The sequence below is a fragment of the Burkholderia sp. HI2761 genome (genome assembly GCF_002223355.1).
Lineage (GTDB): Bacteria > Pseudomonadota > Gammaproteobacteria > Burkholderiales > Burkholderiaceae > Burkholderia.
This window is the reverse complement of sequence record NZ_NKFN01000004.1, coordinates 1,107,778-1,123,549: the sequence shown is the minus strand read 5'-3', so window position 1 is coordinate 1,123,549 and position 15,772 is coordinate 1,107,778. Positions and strand designations below refer to the sequence as shown.

General features: G+C 65.6%; 19 protein-coding genes and 2 tRNA genes. 9 read left to right on the top strand and 12 right to left on the bottom strand.

Annotated elements, in window-relative coordinates; translation table 11 throughout:
• The first annotated feature begins 1 nt into the window (after position 1).
• Positions 2-1,123 (top strand): hypothetical protein, encoded by a 1,122-nt coding sequence (locus CFB46_RS36365; RefSeq protein ID WP_089500039.1) that lies wholly within the window; start codon positions 2-4, stop codon positions 1,121-1,123.
• 49 nt (positions 1,124-1,172) lie between these two features.
• Here CFB46_RS36365 and CFB46_RS35215 read toward each other — a convergent pair whose 3' ends face one another.
• The 9 genes from CFB46_RS35215 to ssuD form a co-directional block, all read right to left on the bottom strand.
• The gene (locus CFB46_RS35215; RefSeq protein WP_143751611.1) at positions 1,173-2,069 is read right to left on the bottom strand and encodes a hypothetical protein; all 897 of its coding nucleotides are present in this window, start codon (positions 2,067-2,069) and stop codon (positions 1,173-1,175) included.
• A 69-nt stretch (positions 2,070-2,138) separates the two neighbouring features.
• Positions 2,139-2,214: transfer RNA gene (locus CFB46_RS11850), tRNA-His, on the bottom strand.
• A gap of 54 nt (positions 2,215-2,268) precedes the next feature.
• Positions 2,269-3,255, bottom strand: coding sequence for a tRNA dihydrouridine(20/20a) synthase DusA (gene dusA, locus CFB46_RS11845; protein ID WP_256980663.1), 987 nt, complete (start codon positions 3,253-3,255; stop codon positions 2,269-2,271).
• Positions 3,256-3,481: 226 nt separating this feature from the next.
• Complete coding sequence (locus CFB46_RS11840; protein WP_027784343.1) at positions 3,482-3,721, bottom strand: hypothetical protein; 240 nt, start codon at positions 3,719-3,721, stop codon at positions 3,482-3,484.
• 55 nt (positions 3,722-3,776) lie between these two features.
• Entirely contained in the window at positions 3,777-3,974 is a 198-nt protein-coding gene (locus CFB46_RS11835) for a hypothetical protein (protein ID WP_027784342.1), read from the bottom strand.
• A 145-nt stretch (positions 3,975-4,119) separates the two neighbouring features.
• Complete coding sequence (locus tag CFB46_RS11830; protein ID WP_006476104.1) at positions 4,120-4,335, bottom strand: TOBE domain-containing protein; 216 nt, start codon at positions 4,333-4,335, stop codon at positions 4,120-4,122.
• Positions 4,336-4,392: 57 nt separating this feature from the next.
• Positions 4,393-5,355: an ATP-binding cassette domain-containing protein gene (locus CFB46_RS11825; RefSeq protein ID WP_089500037.1), complete on the bottom strand. Its 963-nt coding sequence runs from the start codon at positions 5,353-5,355 to the stop codon at positions 4,393-4,395.
• Positions 5,352-6,164, bottom strand: coding sequence for an aliphatic sulfonate ABC transporter permease SsuC (gene ssuC, locus CFB46_RS11820; RefSeq protein WP_027784340.1), 813 nt, complete (start codon positions 6,162-6,164; stop codon positions 5,352-5,354). Before ssuC ends, CFB46_RS11825 begins: the two co-directional genes overlap by 4 nt.
• A gap of 16 nt (positions 6,165-6,180) precedes the next feature.
• A complete protein-coding gene (ssuD, locus tag CFB46_RS11815; RefSeq protein WP_089500036.1) occupies positions 6,181-7,338 on the bottom strand; it encodes an FMNH2-dependent alkanesulfonate monooxygenase in 1,158 nt (385 codons plus the stop codon).
• Positions 7,339-7,678: 340 nt separating this feature from the next.
• Here ssuD and CFB46_RS11810 point away from each other — a divergent pair, with 340 nt between their 5' ends.
• Positions 7,679-8,107 carry a hypothetical protein gene (locus CFB46_RS11810; protein ID WP_006484223.1) on the top strand — a complete coding sequence of 143 codons (429 nt, stop codon included), beginning with the start codon at positions 7,679-7,681 and terminating at the stop codon, positions 8,105-8,107.
• A 131-nt stretch (positions 8,108-8,238) separates the two neighbouring features.
• Here CFB46_RS11810 and CFB46_RS11805 read toward each other — a convergent pair whose 3' ends face one another.
• From CFB46_RS11805 to CFB46_RS11795, 3 genes are read right to left on the bottom strand one after another with little or no spacing between them, the layout of a single operon-like run.
• Positions 8,239-9,384, bottom strand: coding sequence for an enoyl-CoA hydratase/isomerase family protein (locus CFB46_RS11805; protein WP_089500404.1), 1,146 nt, complete (start codon positions 9,382-9,384; stop codon positions 8,239-8,241).
• Positions 9,385-9,415: 31 nt separating this feature from the next.
• Positions 9,416-9,748, bottom strand: a complete 333-nt coding sequence (locus CFB46_RS11800; RefSeq protein ID WP_369718844.1) for a DMT family transporter — start codon at positions 9,746-9,748, stop codon at positions 9,416-9,418.
• A gap of 9 nt (positions 9,749-9,757) precedes the next feature.
• Positions 9,758-10,255 carry a heme-degrading domain-containing protein gene (locus CFB46_RS11795; protein ID WP_089500035.1) on the bottom strand — a complete coding sequence of 166 codons (498 nt, stop codon included), beginning with the start codon at positions 10,253-10,255 and terminating at the stop codon, positions 9,758-9,760.
• A 197-nt stretch (positions 10,256-10,452) separates the two neighbouring features.
• On the opposite strand from CFB46_RS11795, the gene CFB46_RS11790 reads away from it, so the two are divergent.
• The 7 genes from CFB46_RS11790 (at position 10,453) to CFB46_RS11760 (ending at position 15,742) form a co-directional block, all read left to right on the top strand.
• Positions 10,453-10,529: transfer RNA gene (locus CFB46_RS11790), tRNA-Met, on the top strand.
• 183 nt (positions 10,530-10,712) lie between these two features.
• Positions 10,713-11,258, top strand: a complete 546-nt coding sequence (locus CFB46_RS11785; RefSeq protein ID WP_027784336.1) for an NUDIX hydrolase — start codon at positions 10,713-10,715, stop codon at positions 11,256-11,258.
• Positions 11,259-11,269: 11 nt separating this feature from the next.
• A complete protein-coding gene (gene aat, locus CFB46_RS11780) occupies positions 11,270-12,034 on the top strand; it encodes a leucyl/phenylalanyl-tRNA--protein transferase (protein WP_027784335.1) in 765 nt (254 codons plus the stop codon).
• Between the two features lie 33 nt (positions 12,035-12,067).
• Complete coding sequence (locus CFB46_RS11775; RefSeq protein ID WP_027784334.1) at positions 12,068-12,898, top strand: arginyltransferase; 831 nt, start codon at positions 12,068-12,070, stop codon at positions 12,896-12,898.
• A 98-nt stretch (positions 12,899-12,996) separates the two neighbouring features.
• Positions 12,997-14,034 (top strand): quinone-dependent dihydroorotate dehydrogenase, encoded by a 1,038-nt coding sequence (locus CFB46_RS11770; protein WP_089500034.1) that lies wholly within the window; start codon positions 12,997-12,999, stop codon positions 14,032-14,034.
• A gap of 99 nt (positions 14,035-14,133) precedes the next feature.
• Positions 14,134-14,928, top strand: coding sequence for a cystine ABC transporter substrate-binding protein (locus CFB46_RS11765; protein WP_089500033.1), 795 nt, complete (start codon positions 14,134-14,136; stop codon positions 14,926-14,928).
• A gap of 121 nt (positions 14,929-15,049) precedes the next feature.
• On the top strand, positions 15,050-15,742 hold the full coding sequence (locus CFB46_RS11760; RefSeq protein ID WP_027784331.1) for an amino acid ABC transporter permease: 693 nt from the start codon (positions 15,050-15,052) through the stop codon (positions 15,740-15,742).
• The last annotated feature ends 30 nt before the right edge of the window (positions 15,743-15,772 follow it).

The window sequence follows — 15,772 nt, the reverse complement described above, 5'->3', positions numbered from 1 at the left end:
CATGATCGGACGACGCAAACGGCCGGACGGGTTGCCCTTCCGGCTCTACGCCCATTACGGGAAACACAAGGTCAGCTTCGGCTACAAGCTGCCGACCGGGCGCTGGGCGTTCCGCCTGTCGGCGCCGGCCCACAACAAGGAAGCGCTCGCCGAAATCCGCAAGCAGGCGATCGAGCGCGCGGAGGCGCTCAACGGGAATGCGATCGAACCGGGCACGGTCGAGGCGCTCGTCGCCCGGTACTTCGAATGGCAGGACGGTCTTCCGCAAACCGACGAGCGGCGCAAGGCAAAGTCCACCCTCGACGAGAACCGGGTCGAGTCCAAGCGGCTGATCAAGGTCTTCGGGAAGATGGCGCCGGCCGCGATCAAGCCGAAGCACATCTACGGCTACCTCGACAAACGTGCGCAGCTCGGCGCTCCGGCCAAGGCGAACAAGGAGATCGCCCTCCTGTCCGCGATCCTCGAATACGGCCGGCGCCGGGGCGAACTGGAAACGAATCCATGCCGCGGCATCGAATACAACCCGACGCAGCCGCGTCAGCGGTACGTCACGCAGGCTGAGATCGATCTCGCAGTCGAGGTCGCGAGATCGCGGCGAAGCGTCGGCGACCAACACCCCAGCTCGGCATACCTGATTCTCGCGTTGTGCATGCAGGCGGCGTACCTGACCGTGAGCCGGCCGACCGAGATGCGTGAGCTGCACCGCCAAGGCATCAAGCCGGAGGGCGTCGAGGTACCGATCGGGAAACGGAAGGCCGGCGAGCAGCAGCGCGTCAAGCTCGTGCTGTGGTCACCCGAGCTGAAGGCCGTGATCGACGAGGCGCTCACGTTGCAGCGCACGTCGAGCGTGCACGTCTTCGGCAACACGGCCGGTCAGGTGTACACGCGCAGCGGATGGAATACCAACTGGTCGCGCCTAATGGGGTATTGCGAAAAGGAAGCGCAGGCGCGCGGCGTGCCGTTCGAACGCTTCGCCCTGCGGGACATGCGACCGGCCGCCGTAACCGATCGCCAGGAGGAAGGCGACGACCGCATTATCGATGCGACGGGCCACGCGGATGAGCGGATGGTGCGGAAGACGTACGACCGTCGTCGACAGAGAAAAGTGCGTGCCACACGATAAACATGGCGGTCAGCTTCATGATCGCGCATGTGGTCGGTTTCCAATTCGCCTAGTCAATATCAACTATTCGGCAGAATTTGTGGCAATCCGAATGTTCCACCAATTCCGCTTGAAAGACATGCTTACCTTGCGTCGGGTCGAACCATGCGATACGAACTTCCTTCTGAGCCTCAAAGCGTGTTCGATCTTTTATGAATACTGGACTGAGCCCAAGATCAACTTGGTTCCATCCTTCCAGACGATCTTGGTATGAGACGCAAAATGGTCCGTACGTTTCGACGTTAGCATGACGCGATCGGATTACAGCGTCCAAGGCCGAAAAGAATCCCTTTACGTCGAATATCTCGACGCAGGCATCAGCGTATCCAATTTCTGCCATCGCTCCGCGAGTGTTTTCGGTGGAACAGCACCAAACAAGCGCGTCCTGATGGTTCACCTGGGCGTAGATATGGTTGTCGGTGAAGGTGATGTTGGAGCATCCCTCGCCAATGTGGACACCGCCCAACATGTTAAGCGCTTGAGTCTGTGGGGTTCCGGAATCGAACCGGCCGGTCACAATGGTGCTAATCGCCTTCGAGCCTTCCTCCGAGTCCCCAATTCCTCGTGCGTGGTTCTCTACCTTGCGAAAGTCATACAACGTCCCGACCCGGGTACACCCTTTTTCGACCAGCAATTCCGCATGCTCACGCCGCATGAACTTGTAAACTTTCTCTGGCGGAGAAACGAGAGCTCTTTCGTCTGGTGCAGGCTGCGCCGGGGGGAAATTAATCATGAGCCGCTGGAGCGGCGTGCGTTCGTGCACGCGGGTCCGACCTTTGTTCAGCAAAACAGCAGCCCGACGCAGTATGTCCCACTGCTGATTCTTTTTATTTCGCAGCATCCCCGCCTCCAGACGAAATGCAAAAAAGCCCGCTCGACGGCGGGCTTTCGCTACATCATCTTCCAAATTTTGGAATCTTATCTTCCAAAACCTGTAACACGTCAGCTTGATTCTGCTGCAAGTGCTTGAATTCGTTGGGGTGGCTGATGGGACTCGAACCCACGACGACAGGAATCACAATCCTGGACTCTACCAACTGAGCTACAGCCACCACTGATACTGCTTTCTTCGCTTCGCTGTTTTGTTTCAGCAGCGAAGAACAAGATTATACGAAGTCTTTTGAGACTTGCAAAGCCTTTTTTTCAAAAAATTCTTCGGCTTCGTTCAGATGCGCGCGTGCCTCGTCGAACACAGCCAGATCGCCGCGTGCGAGCTTCTTGTTGTCGGACAGCACGCGACGCCAGCCGCGCGCGCCCGGCATGCCACGATACAGCCCGAGTGCGTGCCGCACGATCGCGCCCAGGTAGGTGCCGCGCTTCAACTCGGCCGCGCAATACGCGATCAGTTGCGCTTCAGCCTCTTCACGCGTGGGCACCGCTGCGGTCGACCCGTAGAAGCGCGCATCGACCTCCGCCAGCACGTACGGGTTGTGATACGCCTCGCGGCCGAGCATCACGCCATCGACGTGCTCGAGATGCTGCTCGACTTCATCGAGCGTCGTGATGCCGCCGTTGATCACGATTTCCAGCGACGGAAAATCGCGCTTCAACCGATACGCATAGTCGTACTTGAGCGGCGGGATCTCGCGATTCTCCTTCGGCGACAGCCCCTTCAGGATCGCGTTGCGGGCATGCACGACGAACGTTTCGCAACCGGCCTCGGCCACCGTGCCGACGAAATCGCGCACGAATGCGTAGTCCTCGACCGCATCGACACCAATGCGGTGCTTGACCGTCACCGGCACCGACACCGCATCGCGCATCGCCTTCACGCCGTCGGCGACGAGCTGCGGCTCGTTCATCAGGCATGCGCCGAACGCGCCGCGCTGCACGCGCTCGGACGGACACCCGCAATTCAGGTTGATTTCGTCGTAGCCCCACTGTTCGCCGAGCTTCGCCGCGCGCGCGAGATCGTCGCGCTCGCTGCCGCCCAGTTGCAGCGCGACCGGCGATTCGCTCGGCGTGAACGCAAGATGCCGCTGGGCATCGCCGAACAGCAGCGCGCCCGTCGTGATCATCTCCGTATACAGCCACGTATTGCGCGTCAGCGTGCGGTGGAACGAGCGGCAATGACGGTCGGTCCAGTCGAGCATCGGCGCGACGGATACACGGCGGGGAGGAAGCGAGGACGGAACGGACATGAATTCGGGTACAGGCCAGGCGGCACGGAAACAACCCGATATTTTACCGCAATACGGGCCGTGCCCGCCCGACACGTGCGCCAGCGCCTGTTCACGCTAATAACGGGCTTGCGCTGGCCCCACGAACGATTTTTTTCCAAACAGGGGAGCCCGCTATCAGCGTGAACAGGCCCTAGCCCTAGCCCAGTTCCGCATCGACAGCCCGGCGTGCCTCGTCGAGCACGCGCTCGATCACGCGCCGCTCGGTCAGCAGCATCCCGTCGACCTTGACCAGCCGCCAGTCGATCCGCACGGCATCGCCCTGCAGCACGCGATAATGCGCATGCTCACCGTCCCAGACCTGCTCGGTCTTCACCTCGATCTCGAAACCGCGGTACGGCTCGCTGAAATCGCCGAGGTCGCTGCCTCTCGGTTCCATCGCACGCTCCGTGGCGACGCCGCGCCAGGCCGCCCGAGCAGCCGGCGCCGCGCGCTCAATCGTATTCGTCGGACAAAAAGGACCGGCCATCGGCCGTCAGATCGACCCGGTCGGCCGTCGCCAGATAGATCAGCCCGTCGTTCAGCAACGCATGGACGACGTCGTCGAACGCGGCGGGAACCGGCCGGCTGTCGCCGAACTGGTCGATCCATTTCAGCGCCTCGATGGCTTCGGGGGAAAGGATGGGGGTCATGCGTTCGCCTCCGGCATCGGTGTCGTTCCATCCTAGCACTTCGTCCGGGAGTCGAATACCGAGGCAAACGCGCTGCGCGAATGCAAATGCGGCGCCGCCGGGCACGTTGCCTGCCCGGCGGCGCCCCGATGCACGACACACGCGCTCAGAGGCGCGCGATCGAGACTTCCGTCGACTTCACGAGCGCGACGACTTCGGCGCCGACCTTCAGTTCGAGTTCGTCCACCGAACGGGTGGTGATCACCGACGTGACGATGCCGAATGGCGTCTCGACGTCGACTTCGGAAACCACGGACCCGCGAATGATCTCCTTGACCTTGCCCTTGAACTGGTTCCGTACGTTGATTGCAGTGATGCTCATCGGGATGATCGCTCCGAAGAAAAAAGTCTCAGAACGGGCGGCCGGAGCCGCCCGGAATTAAACGGCCCAGCGGATTTGCCCGGCCGGTCGAACCTTGTCTGCTTCATGCTCCGCGTCTTGAACGGCTGCGCCGGGACCGCCCGCGAGCACGCGTTTCAGCACGCGATCCTCCAGCGCCGCGAATGCGGCCGACGCACGGGCACGCGGCCGGTCGAGCGGCACCGGCTGGTCGAGCGCCACGCGCCCCTGCTCGATCAGCAGGATGCGGTCGCCGAGCGCGACGGCCTCCTGCACGTCGTGCGTGACGAGCAGCGCGGTGAACCGGTGCTCGCGCCACAGGCGCTCGATCAGCGCATGCATTTCGATGCGGGTCAGCGCATCGAGTGCGCCGAGCGGCTCGTCGAGCAGCAGCAGTTGCGGCCGGTGCACGAGCGCGCGGGCCAGCGCGACACGCTGCCGCTGCCCGCCCGACAATTGCGCGGGCCAGTCGTTCGCGCGCTCCAGCAGCCCGACTTCGTCGAGCACCGCGCGGGCCTGGTCGCGCGCGCCGCGGCCGAGGCCCAGCATCACGTTCTGCAGCACGGTCTTCCACGGCAGCAGGCGCGCATCCTGGAACATGATCCGCGTATCGAGCACGCCGCCGCCCTCGCCGCGCGTCACGAGCGCGCCGCTGCTCGGCTGCTCGAGCCCCGCGACGAGACGCAGCAGCGTCGATTTCCCGCAGCCGCTGCGGCCGACGATCGCGACGAAGCTGCCGCGCGCGATGCCGAGCTCGATGTTGTCGAGCACCGTGCGGGCGCCGAAGCGCTTGCTGACGCCCGACAGCGTGACCGCGTCGTCGGGGGCCGGGCTACCCCCCGCACGCCGCCGCGCGAGCGGCACGACCGATGCGCCGCCGTCGCGCTCGAGGATCGCCGCGTCACGCGCGTCGCCGTCCGCGACGCGGGCCTGCGCCAGCTCGGCCTCGAGGTCTGCGCCGGCGAGCGGGCCGTAGGCGGCCGCCGAAGTCGTCGCATTCATGCCTTTGCTCCTGATTGATAAGCGGGGTGCCAGCGCAGCATCACGCGTTCGAGCCATTTCGCCAGCACATCGGCCAGCTTGCCGAGCACCGCGTACAGCAGGATGCCGACCACCACCACGTCGGTTTGCAGGAATTCCCGTGCGTTCATCGTCATGTAGCCGATGCCGGACTGCGCGGAGATCGTCTCCGCGACGATCAGCATCACCCACATCAGCCCGAGCGCGAAACGCACGCCGACGAGGATCGACGGCAACGCGCCGGGCAGGATCACGTCGCGGTACAGCGCGAAGCCGCGCACGCCGTAGCTCTTCGCCATCTCGATCAGGTTCGCGTCGACCGAGCGGATCCCGTGATACGTATTGATGTAGACGGGGAAGAACACGCCGAGCGCGACGAGGAACAGCTTCGCCTTCTCGTCGATGCCGAACCACAGGATCACGAGCGGGATCATCGCGAGCGCCGGGATGTTGCGGATCATCTGGATCGTCGAGTCGAGCGCGACCTCGGCGGCCTTCGACAGCCCGGTCGCAAGCCCCAGCGCGAGGCCGACGCCGCCGCCGATCGCGAAGCCGAACAGCGCGCGCCACGTGCTCACTTTCACATTCGCCCACATTTCGCCCGACGTCACGAGCGACCAGGCCGCGCGCACTACCGCCACCGGCTCGGGCAGCACGCGGGTCGACAGCCAGCCGGTGCGGGCACCGACTTCCCACACCACCAGCAACGCGAGCGGCACGAGCCACGGCGCGACACCGCGCCATGCGCGAGCGGCCACGGCGGCGCCCGTCGTCGATGTTTTCGTTGTCATCGCAAGCCTCCGTTGCTCAGCTCTGGCTCGTCTTCGGCAGATAGTTGTTGCCGACGATCTCGCCGAACGGCCCCGACAGCGGGCCGGCCGCCTTCTCGACGCCCTTGCCCTTGATCAGCGGGAACACGAGTTCCGCGAAGCGATACGACTCCTCGAGGTGCGGATAGCCGGACAGGATGAACGTCTCGATGCCGAGATCCGCGTATTCGCGCATGCGTTCCGCGACCTGCTCGGGATTGCCGACGAGCGCCGTGCCGGCGCCGCCGCGCACGAGCCCCACGCCGGCCCACAGGTTCGGATAGATCTCGAGCACCTCGCGGCCGCCGCGCTTGCCGCCGTGCAGCGCGGCCATCCGGCGCTGGCCTTCCGAATCCATGTTCGCGAACGCTTTCTGCGCACGCGCGATCGTGTCGTCGTCGAGCCGGCTGATCAGCCGCTCGGCGTCACGCCATGCCTCGTCCTCGGTCTCGCGCACGATCACGTGCAGGCGGATGCCGAACTTGATCTTGCGGCCGCGCGCATCGGCACGGGCGCGGATGTCGGCGATCTTCTTCGCGACGGCCTCGGGCGGCTCGCCCCAGGTCAGGTAGGTATCGATGTGATCGGCGGCAATCGCATGAGCGGCCGGCGACGAGCCGCCGAACCACAGCGGCGGATGCGGATGCTGCACGGGCGGATAAAGCGCCTTGCCGCCTTTCGACTGCAGGTGCTTGCCGATGTAGTCGAACCCGCCGTTGTCGTGCGACGCGGCCAGCAGCCCACGCCAGATGTTCAGGAAATCGTCGGTGATCTCGTAACGCGTGTCGTGATCGGCAAAGAGGCCGTCGCCTTCGAGCTCGGCCGCATCGCCGCCCGTGACGACGTTGATCAGCAGGCGGCCGCCCGACAGACGGTCGAACGTCGCGGCCATCCGCGCGGCCAGCCCCGGCGAAGCGATGCCGGGGCGCACGGCGACCAGGAACTTCAGGCGCTGCGTTGCCGGAATGAGGCTCGACGCGACGACCCACGCATCCTCGCAGGAACGACCGGTCGGCAGCAGCACGCCGTCGTAGCCGAGCGTGTCCGCCGCCACGGCAACCTGCTTGAAGTAATCGTAGTCCGCGGCACGCGCGCCTTCGGCCGTGCCGAGATAGCGGCTGTCGCCATGCGTGGGGATAAACCAGAACACATTCATCTGCTGCTCCTGCTTGACTGTCACTGCCAAAATTTGAAAAAAACGTTGCCCTGCTCGCGTCGCGAATGAGCGACGCATGCATGGAGTGCATTCGAATCGGGATGGCTCGCCGGTGAGGCCGTGCAGCGGACGAGGACGCGATCGCACGGCTGTTTCCGGGAAATCAGTCTAGGGATCGGTCCAGGGCTTTGGAACGATTTTTTTGAGCTTAGGTTTTCCGCTTTCGTGATTAGCGCGACGCTGGAGCGAATATCGCGGCGGCCGGGCTCTATAATGGCGCACCTATCCGAATAACTCCGCGCGCCCGGCCCCGCCGTGCGCGCCTGCGGTGCACTCATCGATGCAGAAAGTCATCCTGCCATTCCTGTCCGGCTTCCTGGCCGCCCTGTTCTTCCGCGAGGCCACGCTCGCCCTCCTTCACACGGCCGACCTGATCGCCGCAACCGGCTTCTCGACACAACCGTTCGCGCCGCTCGGCATTCCTGAATTTGTCGCGAATGCGCTGATCAGCGCGTGCTGCGCGATTCCGATGGCATGGCTGTTGCGCGTCTCGCCGGAACGCGAAGCATCGTGGATCGGCGCGCTCGTGTTCGGCGGTATCGTGCTGACGGCCGCCCGCGTGTTCGCGATCGATCCGCTGCGCGGCATCTGGCCGTCGGGCAACATGATGCCCGTGCTCGCGGCCGGCTTCGCGGCGAACGCGGTGTGGGGCTTCGGCGCGCTCGTGTTCATGCGCGCCTTCATGTCGGACGACGCGGGCGACGAATAACGCCGGCGCGGGCGACGCGCCCTTCGGGCTCGGGCCGGCCGACGTCCATGAAAAAGGCCGCGTGCACGTGCACGCGGCCTTTTCGTTTCCGTGTCGCGGCTGATGGGCCGCGCGGGTCGGCCCGATCGACGTCAGTCCTTCAGCTTGCGCAGCGGATGCGTGTCGGGCGTCCACGGGCTGTCGAACATCGCGAGCACGTCGGCGCGGCCGACGTCGGCGGCCGACTTGAAACGCCACACGGGCTGGTGATCCTTGTCGACGATCAGCGCGCGCACGCCTTCGATCACGTCGCCGCGCGCGAAGGTCGAGCGCGTGAGATCGAGATCGCGCCGCAGGCAATCGGCCATCGTCGCGCCGCGCGCGCGTTCGACGACTTCGAGCGACACGGCCATCGACAGCGGCGACAACTGCTCGCGCATCGCGTGGCTCGCCTTCTCGACCCACCCGTCGACCGCCGCGCAATCCTGCTCGGCGTCGAGCGACGCGAGGATCGCGTTGAGGTCGGGTCGCGCAAAATGCCGGTCGATCCCGGCGCGCGCGTCGGCGAGCGCCGACGTGTCGGGCGTCGGCACGACCTTGTGCGCGGCAGCCGCCTCGGTCACGCAGGCGACGGCGTGCGCACCGCTGTCGATGCGCACGCCGCGTAGCGTGTCGAGCAGCGCCGGCAGCGCGGCATCGGGCAGATAGACGTCGGCGAGTTGCGCGTACAGCGCGCCGGCCGCATCGAGCGTCGCGCCGGTCACCGCGAGATAGCGGCCGATCGCGCCGGGCGTACGCGCGAGGAACCAGCTCATTCCGACATCCGGGAACAGGCCGATGCGCGTTTCGGGCATCGCCATCTTCGTCGAGTCGGTCACGACGCGCAGGCCGCCCGTATGCCGCGCCGCCTGCGAAATCCCCATGCCGCCGCCCATCACGACGCCGTGCATCAGCGCGATGTACGGCTTCGGATACGTGAAGATCGCATGGTTGAGCGTGTATTCCTCGATGAAGAACGTGTCGACCGCATCGCGGTCGCCGCGCTGCCACGCGTCGTGGAAGAAGCGCACGTCGCCGCCCGCGCAGAATGCGCGCGGATGCGGGCTGTGCACGACGACCGCGACGACGTCGGGATCGTCGCGCCACGCGTCGAGCGCCTGCTGCATCAGCCGGATCATGCCGACCGACAGCGCGTTCAACGCCTTCGGCCGGTTCAGTTCGAGAAAGCCGATGCGGTTCGCGACATACGCACGCACGTCGGGCTGGGCGGATTCGGCGGCGGAAGTGGAATCGGTCATGAAGGTCATCCGGCAAACGGCAGTCGCACGCTCAGTGCGCCTGCATCTTCGAGAACAGGTTCAGCACCACGACGCCCGCGATGATCAGCCCCAGGCCGATCACCGCCGGCACGTCCGGCACCTGGCGATAGAGCAGCATCGCGACGAGCGTGATCAGCACGATGCCGGCGCCCGACCAGACCGCATAGATGATGCCGACGGGCATCGTGCGCAACGTGAGCGACAGGCAGTAGAACGCGACGCCGTAACCGGCGACGACGAGCACCGACGGCCAGAAGCGCGTGAAACCGTCCGCCGCGCGCAGCGCCGACGTGCCGATCACTTCCGCGACGATCGCGATCGCGAGCCAGGCGTAACCGGGCAGTTGCATCGCTCAGCTCCTTGCGAGGGCCAGTACCGCATAGTCGTGACCGAGCTCGGCACACAGCGCCTCGACGACGAACTCGTGGTCCATGCGCTGCGGCAGCCCGGACGCGGTGATCGAGCCGATCACGCCGGCGCCGGCGACGGTCAGCGGAAACGAACCGCCGTGCGACGCATACTCGGCGACCGCCAATCCATGCTTGTCCGCGAGCGTCGCGCCGGCCTGCTGCATGCGCAGGCCGATCGCGTACGAGCTACGGCGAAAATGCGCGACGACGTTGCGCTTGCGGCGCACCCAGTCGGCGTTGTCGGGCGTCGCGCCGGCGAGCGCCACGTAAAACAGCGGCTGGCCGAACGTGACGATGTCGATCGCGATCGCATGACCGCGCGACGTCGCGAGCGCATGCATCCGGTTGCCGAGCGCCCACGCGCGGGCGGGATCGAAATGGGGAAACACGAGCGCCTGTTCCTGCGCGCCGATCGATTGCAGATCGTGAGCGATGTCCATGAATCCGTCGATGCAGTAGTGAGAGTCGCAACGGCGCCGATGCGATCGCGCAAGGCGCCGTTGCCGAAGAAACGAAACAAACCGTTCGATTCTAGCGCACCCACCCACCGTACCGGCCCCACAAGACACGACACGCGATTGTCAGAAAGTGCTTGCACGCGCTCGGGTAACTCCTTATAATTTATTTCTTCGACGGACGCGGGGTGGAGCAGTCTGGCAGCTCGTCGGGCTCATAACCCGAAGGTCGTAGGTTCAAATCCTACCCCCGCAACCAACCGTCCAGAATTTCGCAAAAAGCCCGGCTTAACGCCGGGCTTTTTGTTTTTGCGCGTCCGGGCGCCGCCGCCTCTTCGCGCACGCGTCCGCCGTTTCGCACGACACGCCGCCGCATGCGCGGGCGTTCGAGAATGCCGCGGCCCGGTGATACACTCGCATCACCTCGTCCCTTCCACTCGACATGAAATTCTGCTCCGTCTGCGGTTACGAAGTCCTCGCGCGCATTCCTCCGGGCGACAACCGCGAGCGCTTCGTCTGCGATCACTGCGGCACGATCCACTATCAGAATCCGCGCAACGTCGTCGGCACGGTGCCGGTCTGGGGCGACCAGATCCTGCTGTGCCGCCGCGCGATCGAACCGCGCTACGGATTCTGGACGCTGCCGGCGGGCTTCATGGAAATGGGCGAAACGACCGCGGAAGCCGCCGCGCGCGAAACGCTCGAGGAAGCCGGCGCGCGCGTCGAGGTGCAGAACCTGTTCACGCTGCTCAACGTGCCGCACGTGCACCAGGTCCACCTGTTCTACCTGGCGCGGCTCACCGATCCGGGCTTCGAAGCGGGCGAGGAAAGCCTCGAAGTGAAACTGTTCGACGAAGCCGACATCCCGTGGGACGAGATCGCGTTCCCGACCGTCAGCCAGACGCTGCGCTTCTTCTTCGCCGATCGCGCCGCCGGCGACTACGGCGTGCACACCGGCGATATCTTCCGCTCGCTGCGCAACGGCTGAGCCCCGCACCCATGGTTCCCTGGCTCGGCCCGGACGATCCGTTTCCGTCCATCGAACGCGCGCTCGGCCCCGCGACCGGCGCACCCGGGCTGCTCGCCGCGAGCGCCGACCTGCTGCCGTCGCGCCTCATCGACGCCTACCTGCGCGGCATCTTCCCGTGGTACTCGGACGGCCAGCCGGTGCTGTGGTGGAGCCCCGACCCGCGCATGATCCTCGTGCCGACCGAATTCAAGGTAGCGCCGTCGCTGCGCAAGACGCTCAAGCGCGTGCTGCGCGAGCCGGAATGGGAGGTGCGCGTCGATCACGACTTTCCCGGCGTGATGCGCGCCTGCGCGCAGGCGCCTCGCCGCGGACAGCGCGGCACCTGGATCACCGCCGAGATCATCGACGCCTATACGTCGCTCTACCGCAGCGGCAACGCGCACAGCATCGAGACATGGCACGAGGGGCGCCGCGTCGGCGGCCTCTATGGCGTCTCGTTCGGCCGGATGTTTTTCGGCGAGTCGATGTATGCGGACGTGACCGATGCGTCGAAAATCGCGCTGGCCGCGCTCATCGCGCACCTTCGCGAGCAGGGGCTGGAAATGATAGACTGCCAGCAGAATACGTCGCATCTAGCGTCGCTCGGTGGCCGCGAGATCGCACGCAAGGCCTTTGTCGCTCACGTGCGCCGCGCGGTAGCCGAACCGCCGATTCCGTGGCAGTTCGACAAGCGCGTGCTCGCCGCGCTGACGGGCCCCGCCGAAACGGCGGCGCCCTCCGGGACCGAGCGCTAGCGCGGCACTCCTTCCCTGCATCGAGAGCTGCCCATGACTCACCCGACTGAGCTGCCGCTTTCACCGCTTTCGGCGTTGCAATTCTATGCAACGGCGCCCTATCCGTGCAGCTATCTGGACGGCCGCATCGCGCGCTCGCAAGTCGCGACGCCGAGCCACCTGATCAATTCCGACATCTACACCGAACTCGTGAAGGCCGGCTTCCGCCGCTCGGGCGTCTTCACGTACCGCCCGTACTGCGACGGCTGCCGCGCGTGCGTACCGGTGCGCGTGCCGGTCGGCGAGTTCGTGCCGACGCGCACGCAGCGCAGGATGTGGAAGCGGCACCGCGCGCTGGTCGCGACGGTTTCGCCGCTGCACTACGACGAAGAGCACTACGCGCTCTACATGCGCTACCAGTCCGCGCGCCATGCGGGCGGCGGCATGGATCGCGACAGCCGCGACCAGTACGAGCAGTTCCTGCTGCAAAGCCGGATCAACTCGCGCCTCGTCGAATTCCGCGACCTCGACGCACCAGGCGGCGAACCCGGCAAGCTGCGGATGGTCAGCATGATCGACATCCTCGGCGACGGGCTGTCGTCGGTTTACACGTTCTTCGAGCCCGACGACCGGCACACGAGCTACGGCACCTACAACATCCTGTGGCAGATCGAACAGGCGAAGAGTCTCGGGCTGCCCTACGTGTACCTCGGCTACTGGATCCGCGAGAGCCCGAAGATGGCCTACAAGGCGAACTTCCATCCGCTCGAAGGGCTGATCGACGGCCGCTGGAAGGCGCTCGATCCGGAACGGATCGACCTGCCGCCCGTCGACGCGGCGCTGGCGCGCGCGCCGTTGCCGGGCGGGCATTCCGGCACGAACTGACGCACGTCGCGGCGGCTACGAAGCGAAGCACGCCCGTGCCGCGCAACTCCCGGTAAAATAGCGGGTTGTCATTCATTTCGGCCGTCCGCCCCATTCCCGTGTTCAGTTCCCTCTACCCGCTGGCCCGCGCATCCCTGTTCAAAATGGATGCGGAAGACGCTCACCACCTTACGCTGCGCGCGCTCGGCGCGGCCGGCCGCACGGGCCTCGCCTGCGCGCTGTCGGCCCGCGTGCCCGACGCGCCGCGCACCGTGATGGGGCTCACGTTCCGCAATCCGGTCGGCCTCGCGGCCGGTCTCGACAAGGATGGCGCGGCCATCGACGGCCTCGCGGCGCTCGGCTTCGGTTTCATCGAGGTCGGCACGGTCACGCCGCGCCCGCAGCCCGGCAATCCGCGCCCGCGGATGTTCCGGCTGCCGCAGGCCGAAGCGCTGATCAACCGGATGGGCTTCAACAACCATGGCGTCGACCAGTTCGTGAAGAACGTCCAGGCCGCCCGCTATCGCGGCATCCTCGGCCTGAACATCGGCAAGAACGCCGACACGCCGATCGAGCGCGCGGCCGAGGATTACCTGTACTGCCTCGAACGCGTGTACCCGTTCGCGAGCTACGTGACGATCAACATCTCGTCGCCGAACACGAAGAACCTGCGCCAGTTGCAGGGCGCGGGCGAGCTCGACGCGCTGCTCGCCGCGCTGAAGGACAAGCAGCAGCGCCTCGCCGACCTGCACGGCAAGCTCGTGCCGCTCGCGCTGAAGATCGCGCCCGATCTCGACGACGAACAGGTCAAGGAAATCGGCGACACGCTGCTGCACCACAAGATCGAAGCGGTCATCGCCACCAATACGACGCTGTCACGCGCGGCCGTCCAGGGCCTGCCGCACGCGGACGAAGCCGGCGGCCTGTCGGGCCGCCCCGTGTTCGACGCGTCGAATGAAGTGATCCGCAAGCTGCACGCGCAAGTCGGCAACGACGTGCCGATCATCGGCGTCGGCGGCATTTTCTCGGGCGACGACGCCCGTGCGAAGCTGGCGGCCGGCGCGGCCCTCGTCCAGCTCTACACCGGCTTCATCTATCGCGGCCCGGCACTCGTGTCGGAGTGCGTGAAGGCAATTGCCCGCGAACGCAGCGCGTAATATAGCCATAAGCAAACTATATTTAGATATCGATAGCATTTTTGCTATCCTCGATTTCACTATCAGATCATCGACCCGGACAGGGCAAGGACACACACGATGAAATTTTCGCTGCTGAAGAAGCTGCTGGTTGCCGGCGTGATCGGCACGTCGTTCGCTGCGGCGACCGCGCATGCGGCCGACCTCCTCGACCAGGTCAAACAACGCGGCACGCTGCGGGTCGGCCTCGAAGGCACGTTCCCGCCGTTCAACTCGAAAAGCCCGTCGGGCGAGCTCGTCGGCTTCGACGTCGACATCGCGAAGGCCGTCGCGGCGAAGCTCGGCGTGAAGGCCGAATTCGTGACGACCGAATGGAGCGGCATCATCGCGGGCCTGCAGGCCGGCAAGTTCGACGTGATCGCCAACCAGGTCGGCATCACCGACAAGCGCAAGGAGACGCTCGACTTCTCGCCGGCGTACACGTACTCGTCCGCGCAGCTGATCCAGCGCAAGGACGACACGCGCCAGTTCAAGTCGCTGGAAGACCTGAAGGGCAAGAAGCTCGGCGTCGCGCTCGGCACGAACTACATGGACATGGCGAAATCGGTGCCGGGCATCGACGTGAAGACGTACCCGGGCGCGCCCGAGTACCTGCGCGATCTGGCGGCCGGCCGCCTCGACGCGGCGCTCAACGACCGCCTGATGCTCGCGTATCTGACGAAGAATTCCCAGCTGCCGTTGCGCCCGGGCGCGAACGTCGGCTCGGCGAACCCGTCGGGCATCCCGTTCAAGAAGGGCAACCCGAAGTTCCAGAAGGCGATCGACGACGCGACGGCGCAACTCGAGGCCGACGGCACGTTCACGAAGATCTCCGACAAGTGGTTCGGCATCGACGTGACGAAACCGATCAAGTAAGCACGCCTGCATTTCCCGCCTGACGGCGGGCCGGAAAGGGCGGCATCCGCAACGATGCCGCCCTTTGTTTTATCGGTCCGGTTTATGATTGCGCTTTCGCGCACGCATTCGCTCGTATTCCATGTCGACAACGTCCCTGCTCGTCCAATCGCTGCCGGTGCTCGCCCAGGGTGCCGTACTGACCGTCAAGTTCGCCGTGCTGTCGATGGTGTTCGGCCTGCTTGGCGCCGTCATGCTCGCGATGATGGGCATCCGGCAAAGCGAAGCGCTCGACGGTTTCGAACGCATCTGGGTCAACGCGCTCGCGTGGCTGGCGCGCGCGTACGTGAGCCTGATGCGCGGCACGCCGCTGCTCGTGCAGATCTTCGTCATCTATTACGGGCTGCCGAGCCTCGGCATCTCGCTCGACCCGACGCCGGCCGGCGTCATCGCGCTGTCCGCGAACGTCGCGGCTTACATGTCCGAAAGCATGCGCGGCGCGATCAACGGGATCGCGCGCGGCCAATGGCTCGCCGCGTACAGCCTCGGGCTGTCGTGGGGGCAGACGCTGCGCTACGTGATCGGCCCGCAGGCGCTGCGCATCGCGGTGCCGAGCCTGTCGAACAGCCTGATCAGCCTGATCAAGGACACGTCGCTCGTGTCCGTGATCACCGTGACAGAACTGCTGCGCAGCGCGCAGGAAGTGATCGCGGCGACCTATCAGCCGCTGCCGCTCTATCTCGCCGCCGCGGCCGTGTACTGGATCCTGTGCCAAATCCTCGAATGGGTGCAACGCTGGTACGAAAAGCGTCTGTCGCTGCCGTCGCGGCACTGAGCCGCGCGGTCGCACCGGGCCGCGCTCGCG

Excerpts from the sequence above, each read along its gene's own strand:
- CFB46_RS36365 (WP_089500039.1), top strand. The coding sequence starts at position 2 with ATGATCGGACGACGCAAACGGCCGGACGGGTTGCCCTTCCGGCTCTAC.
- dusA (WP_256980663.1), bottom strand. The coding sequence starts at position 3,255 with ATGCTCGACTGGACCGACCGTCATTGCCGCTCGTTCCACCGCACGCTG.
- CFB46_RS11840 (WP_027784343.1), bottom strand. The coding sequence starts at position 3,721 with ATGGAACCGAGAGGCAGCGACCTCGGCGATTTCAGCGAGCCGTACCGC.
- CFB46_RS11835 (WP_027784342.1), bottom strand. The coding sequence starts at position 3,974 with ATGACCCCCATCCTTTCCCCCGAAGCCATCGAGGCGCTGAAATGGATC.
- CFB46_RS11830 (WP_006476104.1), bottom strand. The coding sequence starts at position 4,335 with ATGAGCATCACTGCAATCAACGTACGGAACCAGTTCAAGGGCAAGGTC.
- CFB46_RS11825 (WP_089500037.1), bottom strand. The coding sequence starts at position 5,355 with ATGAATGCGACGACTTCGGCGGCCGCCTACGGCCCGCTCGCCGGCGCA.
- ssuC (WP_027784340.1), bottom strand. The coding sequence starts at position 6,164 with ATGACAACGAAAACATCGACGACGGGCGCCGCCGTGGCCGCTCGCGCA.
- ssuD (WP_089500036.1), bottom strand. The coding sequence starts at position 7,338 with ATGAATGTGTTCTGGTTTATCCCCACGCATGGCGACAGCCGCTATCTC.
- CFB46_RS11810 (WP_006484223.1), top strand. The coding sequence starts at position 7,679 with ATGCAGAAAGTCATCCTGCCATTCCTGTCCGGCTTCCTGGCCGCCCTG.
- CFB46_RS11805 (WP_089500404.1), bottom strand. The coding sequence starts at position 9,384 with ATGACCGATTCCACTTCCGCCGCCGAATCCGCCCAGCCCGACGTGCGT.
- CFB46_RS11795 (WP_089500035.1), bottom strand. The coding sequence starts at position 10,255 with ATGGACATCGCTCACGATCTGCAATCGATCGGCGCGCAGGAACAGGCG.
- CFB46_RS11785 (WP_027784336.1), top strand. The coding sequence starts at position 10,713 with ATGAAATTCTGCTCCGTCTGCGGTTACGAAGTCCTCGCGCGCATTCCT.
- aat (WP_027784335.1), top strand. The coding sequence starts at position 11,270 with ATGGTTCCCTGGCTCGGCCCGGACGATCCGTTTCCGTCCATCGAACGC.
- CFB46_RS11775 (WP_027784334.1), top strand. The coding sequence starts at position 12,068 with ATGACTCACCCGACTGAGCTGCCGCTTTCACCGCTTTCGGCGTTGCAA.
- CFB46_RS11765 (WP_089500033.1), top strand. The coding sequence starts at position 14,134 with ATGAAATTTTCGCTGCTGAAGAAGCTGCTGGTTGCCGGCGTGATCGGC.
- CFB46_RS11760 (WP_027784331.1), top strand. The coding sequence starts at position 15,050 with ATGTCGACAACGTCCCTGCTCGTCCAATCGCTGCCGGTGCTCGCCCAG.